The 15,213-nt window shown below is 41.8% G+C and carries 14 protein-coding genes; 11 read left to right on the forward strand and 3 right to left on the reverse strand.

What is annotated here, in order from left to right:
* Positions 1-28: 28 nt before the first annotated feature.
* From AMR95_RS12875 to AMR95_RS12905, 7 genes are all read left to right on the forward strand, one after another.
* Positions 29-862, forward strand: coding sequence for a PRD domain-containing protein (locus AMR95_RS12875; RefSeq protein WP_058838485.1), 834 nt, complete (start codon positions 29-31; stop codon positions 860-862).
* Between the two features lie 256 nt (positions 863-1,118).
* Positions 1,119-2,507 carry a sucrose-specific PTS transporter subunit IIBC gene (locus tag AMR95_RS12880; protein ID WP_039182351.1) on the forward strand — a complete coding sequence of 463 codons (1,389 nt, stop codon included), beginning with the start codon at positions 1,119-1,121 and terminating at the stop codon, positions 2,505-2,507.
* A 19-nt stretch (positions 2,508-2,526) separates the two neighbouring features.
* A complete protein-coding gene (locus tag AMR95_RS12885; RefSeq protein WP_058838486.1) occupies positions 2,527-3,984 on the forward strand; it encodes a sucrose-6-phosphate hydrolase in 1,458 nt (485 codons plus the stop codon).
* A gap of 730 nt (positions 3,985-4,714) precedes the next feature.
* Entirely contained in the window at positions 4,715-5,803 is a 1,089-nt protein-coding gene (locus AMR95_RS12890) for an amidohydrolase family protein (RefSeq protein WP_058838487.1), read from the forward strand.
* A gap of 163 nt (positions 5,804-5,966) precedes the next feature.
* Complete coding sequence (locus tag AMR95_RS12895) at positions 5,967-7,307, forward strand: MFS transporter (protein WP_058838488.1); 1,341 nt, start codon at positions 5,967-5,969, stop codon at positions 7,305-7,307.
* 217 nt (positions 7,308-7,524) lie between these two features.
* Complete coding sequence (locus AMR95_RS12900) at positions 7,525-7,779, forward strand: hypothetical protein (protein WP_024423823.1); 255 nt, start codon at positions 7,525-7,527, stop codon at positions 7,777-7,779.
* Positions 7,780-7,933: 154 nt separating this feature from the next.
* Complete coding sequence (locus tag AMR95_RS12905) at positions 7,934-9,007, forward strand: chitobiase/beta-hexosaminidase C-terminal domain-containing protein (protein ID WP_058838489.1); 1,074 nt, start codon at positions 7,934-7,936, stop codon at positions 9,005-9,007.
* A gap of 45 nt (positions 9,008-9,052) precedes the next feature.
* Here AMR95_RS12905 and AMR95_RS12910 read toward each other — a convergent pair whose 3' ends face one another.
* Positions 9,053-9,862, reverse strand: a complete 810-nt coding sequence (locus AMR95_RS12910) for a bifunctional hydroxymethylpyrimidine kinase/phosphomethylpyrimidine kinase (RefSeq protein WP_024426411.1) — start codon at positions 9,860-9,862, stop codon at positions 9,053-9,055.
* A 125-nt stretch (positions 9,863-9,987) separates the two neighbouring features.
* Complete coding sequence (locus AMR95_RS12915; RefSeq protein ID WP_058838490.1) at positions 9,988-10,302, reverse strand: general stress protein; 315 nt, start codon at positions 10,300-10,302, stop codon at positions 9,988-9,990.
* A 128-nt stretch (positions 10,303-10,430) separates the two neighbouring features.
* Between AMR95_RS12915 and AMR95_RS12920 the strand changes: the two genes are divergently transcribed.
* A complete protein-coding gene (locus AMR95_RS12920) occupies positions 10,431-11,258 on the forward strand; it encodes a glycosyltransferase family 2 protein (protein ID WP_041087706.1) in 828 nt (275 codons plus the stop codon).
* Entirely contained in the window at positions 11,255-11,935 is a 681-nt protein-coding gene (locus AMR95_RS12925) for a uracil-DNA glycosylase (protein WP_039182328.1), read from the forward strand. Before AMR95_RS12920 ends, AMR95_RS12925 begins: the two co-directional genes overlap by 4 nt.
* Before the next feature lie 33 nt (positions 11,936-11,968).
* Here the strand turns inward: AMR95_RS12925 and AMR95_RS12930 are convergent, their stop codons facing one another.
* A complete protein-coding gene (locus AMR95_RS12930; RefSeq protein ID WP_058838491.1) occupies positions 11,969-13,327 on the reverse strand; it encodes an aldehyde dehydrogenase in 1,359 nt (452 codons plus the stop codon).
* Positions 13,328-13,497: 170 nt separating this feature from the next.
* Between AMR95_RS12930 and AMR95_RS12935 the strand changes: the two genes are divergently transcribed.
* The gene (locus AMR95_RS12935) at positions 13,498-13,830 is read left to right on the forward strand and encodes a YwdI family protein (RefSeq protein ID WP_058838492.1); all 333 of its coding nucleotides are present in this window, start codon (positions 13,498-13,500) and stop codon (positions 13,828-13,830) included.
* 33 nt (positions 13,831-13,863) lie between these two features.
* A complete protein-coding gene (locus AMR95_RS12940; RefSeq protein WP_041087711.1) occupies positions 13,864-15,171 on the forward strand; it encodes a purine/pyrimidine permease in 1,308 nt (435 codons plus the stop codon).
* The last annotated feature ends 42 nt before the right edge of the window (positions 15,172-15,213 follow it).

Below are 15,213 nucleotides of genomic sequence, written 5' to 3' on the forward strand. Positions count from 1 at the left end.
AATGTTATCTGCTGGGAGAGGATACCCCTTGAAGATATATAAAATATTGAATAACAACGCAGTGGTTGTAAAGGAGGGCGATCAGGAGAAAATTGTGATGGGTCCCGGAATTGCTTTTCAGAAGGGGAAAAATGACGTCGTTCCTCTTCAAAAAATAGAGAAAATCTTTGTTGTGCGTGAAGAAAATGAGAAATTCAAACAAATTCTTGCCACATTGCCAGAAGCGCATATTGAAGTGGCAGAGCATATCATCAGTTATGCAGAAGGTAAACTCATGATGCCGCTCAGTGATCACATCCACATATCACTGACTGATCATTTGTCCTTCGCCATTGAACGCCTTCAAAAAGGCATTGTGTTATATAATAAATTGCTTGGTGAGATCAAAGTCTTATATAAGCAGGAATATGAGATTGGAAAGTATGCCATTCGTTATGTAAAGGAGCGGCTTGGGGTCGAACTGCCGGACGATGAGGCAGGATATGTGGCACTTCATATTCATACGGCCAAAATGAATACGGAGTCCATGAAAAAGACCGTAAAATATACAACGATGATCAAAGAAATGATCGAGCATATTGAAAGCTATTTTCAGCATTCAATTGATGAGGATAGTATTTCCTATCAGCGGCTTGTGACACATTTGAGGTATGCATTAGGCAGGTTGGAATCGAATGAGGCATTTCAAATCATGGACGATGACATGCTGATTTTTATCCAAACAAAGTATGATACGGCTTACCAGTGTGCACTTGGACTCGCTGATTTGTTAAAAGATGAATATGGACTTCATCTCCCTGAATCGGAGATCGGCTACATCACGCTGCATGTCCAGCGTCTGCAGGAAGCCGAATTGGTTTAAAATGATCGTGCCTGCATGCAGGCTTTTTTTTATGCACACTACTCTTATTAGTGTATATGGGTCATTGGATTTGAAAAAAGAGGTTGACGCATGTCACAGTCTTATACTATGATGAAAGCGTCATCAAAATTTGATATCGCGGGATTGTGACTGTCAGGCAGGCAAGACCTAAAATTTGCGTAACGAGGGGACGTGTATGTCCTTTGCTCGTTGGTGAATTTTAGGTCTTTTTTGCTTTAAAAAAGGAGGAGACATCATGGATTATCAAAAAACAGCCAAAGAATTAACAAGTCTGTTAGGCGGCAAGGAAAATGTCATCAGTGCCACACATTGTGCAACAAGACTCAGATTGGTGGTGAAAAATGAGGATTTGATTGACAAAGAGGCTATTGAAGAACTTGAAGGAGTGAAGGGGGCTTTCTCAAGTTCAGGGCAATTTCAGGTGATTTTTGGAACTGGATCTGTCAACAAAGTGTATGAACCATTTGCTCGTGAGACTGGTCTCGAGACAGGCGACGAGAAACAAAAGCCTGTCAGCCATGATGAAGCAGTGAAACAAAAAATGAATCCACTTGCGCGTTTTGCAAAGACGTTATCGAATATTTTTGTACCGATCATTCCAGCAATTGTGGCAAGCGGTTTATTAATGGGTCTCTTAGGAATGATGAAAGCCTTCAAATGGGCTGACCCAAGCTCTGCGGTCTTCCAAATGCTTGATATGTTCTCAAGTGCAGCCTTTATCATTTTGCCGATTTTAATTGGGGTCAGTGCAGCGAAAGAGTTTGGCGGAAATCCGTATTTAGGAGCCGTCATTGGGGGAATTATGATTCACCCGAATCTGCTTAATCCGTGGGGTTTGACGGAAGCAAAACCAGAATATATGCATTTATTCAATGTTGATATTGCTCTTCTTGGTTACCAAGGGACGGTTATTCCAGTGTTATTGACCGTATATATCATGTGTCTTGTTGAGAAGAATTTAAGAAAGGTCGTTCCGAACAGTATTGATTTACTTGTGACCCCATTTGTGACGGTGATTGTAACTGGATTTGTGACGTTTATTGCAGTTGGCCCGCTTGGAAGAATGCTTGGTACAGGAATTTCGAATGCGCTGACGTTTATTTATGACCATGCAGGGTTCTTAGCAGGACTCATTTTCGGCGGTGCATACTCTTTAATTGTGCTCACAGGGGTTCACCATAGCTTCCATGCGATTGAGGCAGGATTGCTGAATGATATTGGACGTAACTATTTGCTGCCAATTTGGGCAATGTCCAATGTCGCGCAAGGCGGGGCAGGATTGGCTGTCTTTTTCTTAGCCAAGCGTGCAAAAACAAAAGAAATTGCCCTTCCTGCTGCCTTCTCTGCTTTTTTAGGAATTACCGAGCCTGTTATATTCGGTGTAAACCTTCGCTACCGTAAACCATTTATTGCGGCGATGATCGGGGGCGCATTGGGCGGGGCATTTGTCGTTTTCACGAAGGTAGCCGCCAATGCTTATGGTTTAACAGGCATTCCGATGATTGCGATTGCAGCACCATTCGGTGTTCAAAATGTGGTCAATTATGTGATTGGTATGTTAATCGCTGTTGCTGTTTCATTTATTCTCACCATCATTTTTAAAGTAAAAGAAGTCGAAAAATAATCAAGGGGTGGTCACAGTCATGACAACAACTGACGCAGCACTTCGTCAAAAGATAGCAGAACGTATTCGAAACTATGAGCATTTGGTTAAAAAGGATGTGTACCGGCAGCAATTTCATTTAATGCCGCCAGTCGGTCTTTTAAATGATCCGAATGGGCTGATTCAGTGGAAAGGAATTTATCACGTTTTTTATCAGTGGCAGCCATTCAAAACGGGACATGGTGCAAAATTCTGGGGTCATTATACGTCGACAGATCTAGTGAATTGGCATCACGAAGAAGCCGCTCTTGCCCCAAGTGATTGGTTTGATCAAAACGGCTGTTATTCTGGCAGTGCATTTATAGACGATGGGCAGATGTACGTGATGTACACTGGAAACGTTCGGGATGAACAAGGGAACCGTGAGACGTATCAATGTTTAGCTGTTTCAGAGGATGGCATTCACTTTCAGAAAAAAGGTGTCGTGGCAACGCTGCCGGAAGGTTTCACTGCCCATTTTAGAGATCCAAAGGTATGGAAGAGGAATGGTCAGTGGTACATGGTTCTTGGTGCACAAAGCTTAGACCTGAAAGGACACCTTGTTTTGTTTACCTCTGATACATTAGAGAAGTGGACGTTTCAAGGCACGATTGCAGGCAGTGGAAAGAATGGTTTAGACAATTTCGGCTATATGTGGGAATGTCCAGACCTGTTTGAATTAGGCGGCCGGGATGTATTGATTGTGTCACCGCAAGGGCTCAAGCCGGATGGTTTAAAATATCACAATACCCATCAATCAGGTTATTTTGTTGGGAGATTGGATGATCATACTTATCAATATACGCATGGAGCGTTTGAGGAGCTGGATCGCGGCTTTGACTTCTACGCGCAGCAAACCTTTCTAGACGAATCAGGCAGACGTCTTTTAATCGGGTGGATGGGGGTGCCTGATCAAGGAGAAGAGCATCATCCGACGATTTCTTATCAATGGATACACTGCCTCACGATCCCGAGAGAGCTCCGTTTAGATGATGACGGACATCTCATTCAAAAACCAGTAAGTGAACTTCAATCCATGCGGACCAATGAACAAGAGTATGTTTTTCATATTAAACGTTCTGTTCATTCTATCCCTGTAGATGATATTACTAGCGCAGAGGTATTCATTGATCAAATTGACACACAGAAAGGGTTTGAATGCTGTATCCGTGCAGCTGCACGGATCATCTATGATAAAGAGGAAGGGAAGCTGACATTAGAACGGGATCGATTTGAAGATCGATCAAAGGAAGTTCGTGAAGCGGTCATAGAGGAATTACACGACCTGCATATCTTTATTGATGCATCGTCGATTGAGATTTTTGTAAACGGAGGCCGAGAAGTTTTTACTGCACGTTACTTTCCTTCCCCGGGAAATAAATCAATCTCCATCAGTGGAAGAAATGAAACAAAGCTGACATTGAAGACATGGCATTTACAAAAAGAAGTAGGTCGTTGATCCGAACCCTACATGTGATGATTAATATGATGTGAAATTAAAAGTAACCAAAAACAGCACGTCATATAAAAAAGGGAGATTCAGAGCCGTCTGCACGATTGATAGAAAGGTGCAAGTAGAATACATTTCTCTATCAGATAAGCGAGGTGCGGAAAATTGGGTACCCCAATACCGCATCCTCATTTTATTCCACTGTCATAAGTGGAATTTTTATTTTCATTGTTTTTTTGCTTTTGGACCAATGGTAATCACAACGTCTATATATCCCTCGCCATCAATTCCATTATATTTTCCGGAAAACGATCGTTTCCCATTTGCTTCACTGTTCGTTTTACTTTATCTGCTGTTCTTTATAAAAAAGGTTTACTTTATTAAGCATGAGTGATAACATACATTTAAATTATTGGTAATAAACATTACTCTTATATAAAAAATAGTAATTTTTATTACATAGGATAAATCATAAAAATTTTTTTGAGGTGCGTGATAATCCTTTGGGGATAGGGGTTGCGTCATTCATTTTATTTTTGAAAGCGCTGTCTTATTTGTTTGTGTATGGAAATGAACCACTTAGTTGATTGTTCCACTATCCAAAAAGAAGAGAAGTGTATGTTGGTCAGTGATTTAGCACAGTGGTTGGATGTTATCAAGGCATGTAAAGAAGATGCTATTGTCAATAATTAAATAAACGAATCTATTATATCAATATGAAGTTAAGGGGTGTATTTGCATGGGAGTATGGAATTTTAAAGGCGGTTCTATTTGGTCAGAAAAGGGATTCATTCCAAATAAGTCTACAAGAATAACAGTTACTCATGAGGATGATAGGGAGATTCATTTATCTGAATCTAGCATAATTGTACCAGGACTAGTCGATTTTCATTGTCATTTATGGGCACCTGGAGCGGAGATTGGTGTGACAGATAAACAATATCTCTCCTCAGGAGTAACGACAGTTGGGGACGCAGGTACTTTTGGCTATGACGGATGGGAGGAAGCAAATCGTTATTGGGAAAAGAGCCCATTAACAGTTCGTTCTTGGTTATCAGCCTTACCAGAAGGGCTAACCAATCATCCCAACCCTAACCCAACCAAGCCAGAAAGTATTTCGTTGGATCGAATAGTTGAAGTTGCATCTTTAGCTGATGATCGTTTATTAGGAATTAAGATTCGCTTAGGTCAGGTGGATATAACGACTGACCGGTCTTTATTACGCTTAGCAAGAGAAGCAGCCGATCGAACTGATTTACGAATGATGGTTCATTTAACTGAAACTAAACTAGATATTGAAGAGGTAACACAATATTTTAATAAAGGGGACATTCTCACTCATCCATTTCAAGGAAGGGATGGAAACGTGTTAAATACTGCCGGGAAGGTAAAAAAAGAATTTCTAGATGCAGTAGAAAGAGGGATAGTATTAGATATCGGTCACGGTAGAAAACACTTTAATTGGAATGTTTTTTATAAATGCTTAGCTGAGGGAATTAAACCAGATACGATCAGTTCAGATTTAACAAGCGCGTCATGGAGAAAATACCCTGTTTATAACATGAGCTACATCATTTCTAAAATGATTGTAGGTGGACTGTCTCTAGATGAAGCTTTTAGAACCGTTCTGGTAACAGCTCCTAAATTGTTAGGAATTGACGATTTTACTTTTACTCCAAATAACCTTGTGGTTCTGGATTCTACTTCTACTGAGACTGCTTTTCCTGATGTAGATGGAGAAACCGTGTTAGGTAACATTAATTATCAACCGAAACACTTAATATTTAACGGTATACCAGATATTGAGAGCGTTTCTAGTTGGAAATAAACATTTTTGACAGATATATTTCATTTTGTTCGCTGTCTTGAGGAAACAACAGAAGGGTAAATGGAGATACTCTTAGACATCTTACAGAAGCGTAAGAGTATCTCTTTATTTTTTAGATAAATGTAAGCGTTGTCAAAATTTCTTTTTAAAAGGAGGAATTTGATTGGAAAATTCTCAATTGAATTTCGAAAAGAAGACGATTCGAAAGGTGACACGAAGAATTATCCCGTTACTATTTTTACTCTATATTATTTCTTATCTAGACAGGGCAAATGTGGGATATGCTGCATTGGAAATGAATGAAGCACTAGGACTAACAAGTAAAATGTTTGGTCTTGTGACAGGTATTTTTTTTATTGGTTATTTTCTCTTTGAAGTACCAAGTAATATTTTAATGCAAAAATTTGGGGCAAGAGTTTGGATTACTAGGATACTCTTTACTTGGGGAATTATTTCTATGGCAACTGGGTTTGCTCAGAATGCTACCCAGCTCTATATCATTAGATTCCTTCTTGGAATAGCAGAGGCAGGTCTATTTCCAGGTATTATTCTATACCTTACTTATTGGTTCCGAGCTAAAGAAAGAGCAAGTACAATTGCGATGTTTATGACAGCAATCGCCGTTTCTTATATTATAGGGGCTCCCGTTTCTACTTTAATTATTGATCATATTCATTGGATGAATGTGCCTGGATGGCGTTGGATGTTTATTATCGAAGGCGCCCCTGCTGTTATTTTAGGGTTTGTTACATATTTCTACTTAACAGACCGGCCAGAACAAGCAAAGTGGCTAACAGCCGAAGAAAAAAATTGGTTGATTTCAGAATTAAGAAAGGACGAGGAGCTACGAGAAAAGAAAGGCCAACAAACAACTAGTCATAAGACGGCCTTGACTGATCCTAAACTGTGGTACCTCGCCTTAATTTACTTTGTATATACTGCAGGTACACTGGGCGTTGGATATTGGATGCCCCAAATTATTAAAGGATTATCTGGCTATTTATCAAACACCCAGATCGGCTTCATTGCTACAATCCCTTACATTATTGCTTCAATCGTCATGAATTACTGGTCAAGACGCTCAGATCGCACTGGTGAAAGACGTATGCACACAGCTTTACCGTTACTCGTAGCTGGTTTAACGTTACTCAGTGTAGGAATGGTATCCAATCCATTTATTGCAATGATTTTCATCACCATATCATTGGCAGCCATGTATTGTTTTAAAGGTCCTTTTTGGTCATTACCCACTATGATATTGAGTCCAGCCACAGTAGCTGTTGGAATTGCAGTCATTAATTCAATTGGAAGTCTAGGAGGTTTTGTTGGCCCTTATGCAGTTGGATGGTTAAAAGATGCTACAGGAAAAATGCAAGCCGGTTTGATTTTCTTAAGTATTATTTTAATAATAGCTTTCATATTAGTATTAGCTATGAAATTTGAGCAAAAAAGAACTGCCTTCAAGAGTCAGAAGGAAATAGGGGAAATCCGGCTTGAAAAATAATTTGTCTACAATCTGAGCAGATCAATGGTCTGCTTTTTTCTAGTGAAATCAGCCTGTATCTTAAGGTCTATATCGTGTATATACAAGGTTGGCCTAAAGCGGTTTGATGACGTTTTACATATATGATAACAGGTGGAATTATGGTATCATTTTAAAATATATACAGCTGAGGCTGACGTTTATCCAAATGCGGTAGGACAAAAAAGGGGTTGTTTACTTGAATTCAAAACAGCAGCCGACGACTAGAAAACGCTTGGAGACAATGGCAGATCATGTTGAAGATAAACGTGAAGAATATAAAGAATTGCTCATTCAAGTTCAATCTATTCTCGGTGAACCTTCTTTAGAGCAGGAAGAAGTGAAAGAGAAGCTGTCAGATACGTATAAACAAATGAAAGAATATGCTTTATTTGTTGAATCCATCGAGGCCTTTATTCGAAAAATGGCGAAAGAGTCCGATCAGCAAAAATAGGCATTCAAGTATGGATAAAAGAGTGTACTCGGCTGCGGGTATGCTTTTTTGTTTCGGTCAGATTATTCAGAAATTTAAATGAAAGCGTTGACATTTTTATTGTCATGATAAATAATAAATAAAAATTCATCTGAGCATGTACAGGAGGAACGATATGAACCATACAACCAAGAAATGCCTGATCACCTTTATGATTGTCCTATTTTCTATGAGTTTTCTTTTTCCTTCCATTTCTTCTGCCCGAAATCATACGTCGTATGCTGCATCAACTGCTTCAGTCCCGTCTGGTCAATATTATCGTTCACAAGAGGTAGCACTGCATTCTCACGTTCAAAAAGCTTCTCTTTATTACACAACAGATGGCAGCCAGCCGACAACTCAAAGTCAGTTGTACAAAAAGCCCATACATATCGAAAAAGATACGACTTTAAAAGTAAGCGTTTACAAGAAAAACCACCGCCTTTCCACGTCTACATACAATTATCGGTTTGTCACACGAGAGGACATTGCATCATCTTTTTTATCTTTCGAATACAAAGGAATGCCTTATCGGCTGTATATTCCAAAAAATCGTAAGAGGGGTAAAGCCTATCCTCTCGTCCTGTTCTTACATGGAGGCGGTGAGAGGGGAACAGACAATCAAAAGCAGTTACTTGCGAATGATGGTGCAGTTTTATGGGCTTCCCCTGAAGTCCAAAAGAAACATCCTTCGTACGTATTAGCCCCTCAGGCGCGAAATGCTGTGGATGGAGGCTTTGCATTAACAAGAAATTTGCAAAATGAAATCGATCTGACAAACGTGTTTCAATTTTCACCGGATTTACACAAAGCTTATGATGTCCTTCAGCATGTGTTAACTTCTTATCAGATTGATCAGAAAAGGATTTATGCGACGGGTTTATCACAAGGTGGATTTGGCACGTACCAGTTGAACATCACATATCCTCGTTTGTTTGCAGCGATGATTCCTATTGCGGGGGGTGCAGATCCAAGCAAGGCAGGAATTTTAGCACACAAGCCGATATGGGCATTTCATGCAGAAGATGATTCCATTATCCCTATCAGCTATGCGAGAAATACAATTCAAGCTATTCAAAAAGCAGGCGGAAATCCGCTTTATACGGAGTACGCAAGCAAGTATGGATATGATCATGCATCATGGACGCCTGCTTATGAGACGCCAGGCTTAACCGATTGGCTGTTTGCACAGAGACGCAGCTTTCGATAAACAAAAAACCGATTCACCTAAACGGCGAATCGGTTTTTTTCTGTTTTATTTGTCAAAACGATGAGCAGAATGCTTTGTTGGTCCGATGTATTCGTTTAGCTGGAAAGAGCCTTTGATGGCAGCAGTGATGAATTCTTTTGCTGCATAAATGGCTTCTTTCACGTCTGATCCATTCGCTAGTTCAGCTGTGACTGCTGCTGAGAATGTGCAGCCTGCGCCGTGTGTGTATTCTGTGTCGATTTTATCTGTTTCAAGGCGTTCGAAGGTTTGTCCATCATAAAGCAAATCGATGGCTTTGTCCTCGCTTAGCTTACCGCCTCCAGTGATGACCACATATTTTGCACCAAGTTCGTGAATGCGTTTTGCTGCTTCTTCCATTTGTTCAATCGTTTTGATCTCGCCGATTCCGCTTAATTGACCTGCTTCGAAAAGGTTAGGTGTAATAACGGTTGCCAGTGGCGTGAGCTTTTCGCGCAATGCTTCCGCGTGCTCTGGGTAAAGGACTTCGTTCGCACCCTTACAAACCATAACAGGATCAATGACGACATTTTTTAGGTCGTATGTTTTGATGGTGTCAGCTGCAAGCTCGATCACGTCGACGGTTGGGAGCATACCTGTTTTCAGAGCATCTACACCAATGCCTTCAACAATGGTAGAGAGCTGCGCGCGAATCGTCGCCGTATCAATTGGAAACACCTGATGATCCCAATGATTATGAGGGTCCATTGCAACGACAACGGTTAAAGCTGTCATCCCGTAGACGTTTTTTTCTTGAAACGTTTTTAAATCTGCTTGGATACCTGCACCGCCGCTTGAATCCGAACCTGCGATGGTGAGTGCTTTATTCATAGACATAGTTGCTGAACCTCCAATGTGATGTGTAACAGTTATTGTTCTATCCCTTATTATAATCAGCTTTTCCATTTATCACAATGAAACGGCATAAAAAAGCGTTCCTCTCTTCGGAACGCCTTTCTTTCTTACCTTTTACAAATCACCAATTTCCCTTTTTTCAGTTCGTCTAAAAGGGTTAAAGCTAACTTTTGATCGGCGCCAACTGACATCATTTTGGCCATCAGTTCATCATCCCGGGTGCGAATGACATTGGCGACTTGATCCAAAATCCCTTGATCGACCGCAGTCATGCTTTTGGCGTCTGTATACTCCGTTACGGTATCAGAGCGTTCTGGGTCGTACGCAAAAACAAATACAGCGTCCTTTGTTGAACCCGATGAATGAAAGTGGTCGATGGCCTGTTTCGCTTCTTTACTATTCTCAACCGTGATATATTCCATGATCATCACTCCTTTTCATCAAAAATTCCCATTTTTTCATCAAATCAAACCGCCTTTTATATCATGAGAAGAAAGCCAATTTATGTTTTAATGGAAAAAGACGAATCTATTAAAGGAGTAAGCTGCATATGAAGATTTCCTTATTAATTGTGACACATAACCGGCTCAGTGCACTGTGTGAGCTGCTTGAATCCATTACAAGACAAACCGTACAGCCTTTTGAAATTGTCGTCGTCAATGATGCAGGAGAGCGAGTCGACATCATACAGGAACTTTACCCTGAGCTTCCGATCCGTTTGATTCATTTAGATGAGAATGTTCAGCATGTGAATGCCAGAAATGTGGGGGTGCGGGAGCTGACAGGCGACGTCATCATGCTGAGTGACGACGATGATTACTTCACACCTTGTCATATCGAACGCATGAGCAAGGCGTTGGAAGATGCCGATTTTGTCTTTTCTGATGCAGAAATTGTGTCGTTTGAAGAAAAAGGCGCGACCCGCTTCCCACTGTCGAGACGTTTGTTTGCTTATACAGCGGACATTGAGGATATGCGTGTCTTTTCTACATATGTTCCTTCCGGCAGTATGTACAAACGCTCTATACATGATGAGATTGGCTATTTTGATCCAGCGATGCATCATTATTGGGACTGGGACTTCTTTTTGCGTGTATCACAGCATGCCCGAGTCAAACGAGTACCGGCTGCCAGCGTGATCTATGCGTTTTTTGACGGCGGTGGAAATCAGTCTAGTGATCTTGGTGAAACAAGGAAGAACTACCTAGATGATTTAAGTGAAAAGCATGATTTAGGCGACCTGCCAACAGCGAACTTTGCTATATTATTAGAAGAACCAGCGATGAAAAAGCGAGAATCAGAGAGTGAGATTGTGTGGGATGGAAAACCGATGATCTCCAGACTAGCGCAGCAAGTAGAAGGAGGAAAACCACAATGAAGCCATTTTTAAATGATAGCTGGTGGGCTGTGATGAAAAGTGAATTTGAACAGCCATATTATCAGGAATTACGAGAATGGATGAAGGAAGAATATCGCACGCAGACCGTTTTTCCAAAACCAGATGACGTGTATCGTGCCCTTCATTTGACGTCATATGAAAAGGTCAAAGTGGTGATTTTAGGACAAGACCCTTATCATGGCCCAGGGCAGGCACATGGATTAAGCTTTTCTGTTCAGCCGGGCGTCAAACACCCGCCATCTTTGAGAAATATTTTTCAAGAGCTAAAGGATGATCTTGGCTGCCCTGTTCCAAACCACGGCTCACTTGTTAGCTGGGCAGAGCAGGGTGTGCTGCTCTTAAACACTGTGCTGACTGTGAGGAAGGGAGAGGCGAATTCGCATAAAGGCAAGGGCTGGGAACGTGTGACAGACCGCGTGATTGATGTGCTGAATGAACGTGATCAGCCCGTCGTTTTTGTGTTATGGGGAAGACATGCTCAAAATAAGAAAGAACGCATTGATCAAAACAAGCATTACATCATTGAGTCACCTCATCCAAGTCCTTTTTCTGCAAGAAACGGCTTTTTTGGCAGCCGGCCGTTTTCAAAGGTAAACACGTATTTAAAGCAAATGGGATTCGAAGAAATCAATTGGTGTATCAAGGATATTGAATGAAAATAGGACGAGGGGAGAGCCCCTTCGTCCTGTTTATTTTAAAAATTTGCGGACCAAGTCGAGTCCGTTTTTCGCATTTGGATAACGGAAGGAAAAATCGAAGCGGTTCGTTTGACGCAGGACGCTTTTTTCATGCGTAAAAGTAAAGAAGCTTTCCTTCCCGTGATATCGTCCCATGCCGCTTTCGCCGACGCCTCCGAATGGCAGGTAAGGTGTAGCGACATGCATAAGCGTGTCATTGATACATCCTCCGCCAAATGAGAGGTTTTCTAGAATATACGATTCTGTGTCTTTATTTGTTGTAAATAAGTAAAGCGCCAGCGGCTTTGGCCTTGCTTTGATCATATGCGCTGCCTCATGCAGAGAATCAAAGGTCATGACAGGCAGGATCGGCCCGAAAATTTCCTCCTGCATGACGGGATCCTCCCAAGTGATGTCGTCTAAAATGGTCGGAGCGATTTTAAGCTCGTGTTCATTGCGCTGTCCACCTGTGACGATCGTTCCATTTGAGAGAAATTGTGAAAGCCTGTCAAAATGACGCTGACTGACATTTTTTCCGAAGTGCGGATGCGTTTCGGGATGTTCACCATAAAAGTCACGGATACAGGCCGTCATTTCTAGCAAAAGTTCCTCTTTGATGGATTCATGAACGAGCAAATAGTCTGGTGCAATGCAGGTTTGCCCTGCATTGGTGAATTTTCCAAAGGTGATCCGCTTCGCTGCTAGCTTGATGTCAGCATCAGGCATGACGATGCAGGGGCTTTTTCCGCCAAGCTCAAGTGTGACAGGGGTCAAATGCTTTGCGGCGGCTTCCATGACGACTTTGCCGACTGCCACACTTCCAGTAAAGAAGATATAATCAAAGGGCAGCTTCAGCAGCTCTGTACTGACATCGACACCGCCCTCTACGACAGCCGCATGGTCTTCTTGAAATACACGTTTCATGATAGTGCTGATCACTTGTGAGACTGCCGGGGTCAGCTCAGACGGTTTTAAAATCACGGCATTTCCCGCAGAAATCGCGCCGACTAATGGAGAAAGGGCCAATTGGAAAGGATAGTTCCAAGGAGCAATGATGAGCACACTTCCATAGGGCTCCTTGATGATCATGCTTTTCGATCCGATATGAGTCAGCGGTGTTTTCGCGCGTGTTGGCTTCGCCCATTTGTGAAGGTGCTTGATGGTATGATTGATTTCTTCATACACCATCCCGATCTCCGTTGTATAGGCTTCCTGTTCGGATTTATGTAAATCATGGGCTAAGGCCTGTAAAATATCCTTCTCATACTGTTTGATTGCTGCTTTTAAGTCTTGAAGAATGCGGATGCGTTCTTTAACTGCCGGCTTCTGAAAGACTTTTTGTTTCTGAAATAGAGCGGTGAGCTTGTTCATGATTTAATCCTTTCATAGACGATTTTGTTTCTTTTATTATGTGTGAATAAAGGTGACGGGTCAATTAAGAGAGGCGTGAGCGCACTGCTTTGAAAAAATGAACCCATTTGGTTTGTTCATTTGGTAAAATAATGTTGAAAAGAGATTTTTTTAGATTGGAGGGTCTACCCTTGAATATTCATATATCAAGCCTGCTTCAAAAAATGGAGGAAGCGGTTCAAAAAGCAAAACAAAGTGGAAATGATGAAGAGGTGAAACGTCAAGTGGCGGCCATTTCTTCACTATGTGATGTCATTCTCGACGCACCATCACAGGTGCAAATGCCGCAGTCGCCAGTCATCTCACCACCTCCATCGATACATACACCATCAGCGCCATCTGTGTCTTCAGATCAAGCCATGCTGGAGAAACTCATGGGCACAAGTGGCGCGAAGAAATTTCAGCAAAATGATGAGGGTCAAAAAGAGAAGGACGGGAACGGCGACTCTATTTTTGATTTTTAATGGTCTTGTCACGACAAAGGGAAGGTGATCGGTTTGAAACTATTTTTGGGCGCCATTCAGTGGATGGCATTTTTTATCGCAGCTTCTATTGCCGTACCAATTGCGATTGCACAAGCATTTGAATTGAACCAAGTACAATCGGCAGAGCTGATTCAAAGTACTTTCTTTTCACTTGGTCTTGTGGCGATGGTGCAGTGTTTATGCGGCCATATGCTGCCGATTAATGAAAGTCCAGCAGGGCTTTGGTGGGGTGTGTATACCCTTTATGCCGGCATGACAGGAACAATCTTTGCGACGTATCCTGAAACCTTGCAAGCATTACAAGGGGCTTTAATTTTTAGTGCTATTTTCTTTTTTATTTTTAGTCTATTTAAAATCATCAATTGGCTCGCGTCTTTATTTACGCCAGTCGTCACAGGCATTTACCTGCTGCTGCTTGTTGTGCAGCTAAGTCAGCCAATCATGAAAGGGCTGATGGGCATCGGGTATCGAGGAAATCAAGTAGACGGGCTTGTCTTTTGCTTATCGATCTTGATTATTATCCTCACCTTCATGATCAGCCGCTCAAAATGGCATTACTTGAGGCAGTTTTCTGTGTTATTCGCACTTGCAGGCGGATGGCTGTTATTCGCTCTACTCGGATTGGCGAAGCCAGTTCGAATTCCAGAGCAAATCATCGAGTTTCCGAAGCTGTTTCCATTCGGTATGCCGGTCTTTGACAGTGGATTGCTTGTCACGTCCTTTTTTATAACGATTTTACTCATTGTGAACATGCTGGCAAGTATCCGAATTGTGGAAAGCTCAGTGAAGGCATTTGGTGAACTGCGTGAGCGGAAGAGAGCACGTCCTGCCGGTTTTGTCGCAGCATTTGGTCATTTACTAAGCGGGCTGATCGGTGCGATTGCGCCTGTACCTATTTCGGGGGCAGCAGGATTTATCCAGACAACCAAAATTCCTTCGAGAAAGCCTTTTTTCATAGGAAGTCTGCTTGTTGTTCTCATTAGTTTGTTTCCACTGCTCATGAGCTTTTTCTCTGCATTGCCATCACCTGTGGGGCTTGCTGTAAACTTTGTGGTCTTCTCTTCCATGATTGGGATTGCGATGTCGGAGTTTGATCAATATGAGAAAGAAGAAATTCCGCGGATTCGCTTTGTTCTTGGGATTGCCGTTTTAGCAGGAGTAGGGGCGATGTTTGTGCCTCAGGGGGCTTTGAAAGGAATGCATCCTGTGCTCATTTCATTATTAAGCAACGGTCTTGTTCTAGGCACGCTCATTGCGATTGTTGTCGATCAGGTCTTGTTACGAAAGAAAAAGAAATCCGACAATCTCGTGTCAACGTAAAGGGAAAGTTGAATGTCGCCCTTCACCCGCGCTATGATAAAC

Origin of the sequence: Bacillus sp. G1(2015b), assembly GCF_001482475.1 — a bacterium.
Taxonomy (GTDB): Bacteria; Bacillota; Bacilli; order Bacillales; family Bacillaceae; genus Bacillus; species Bacillus safensis.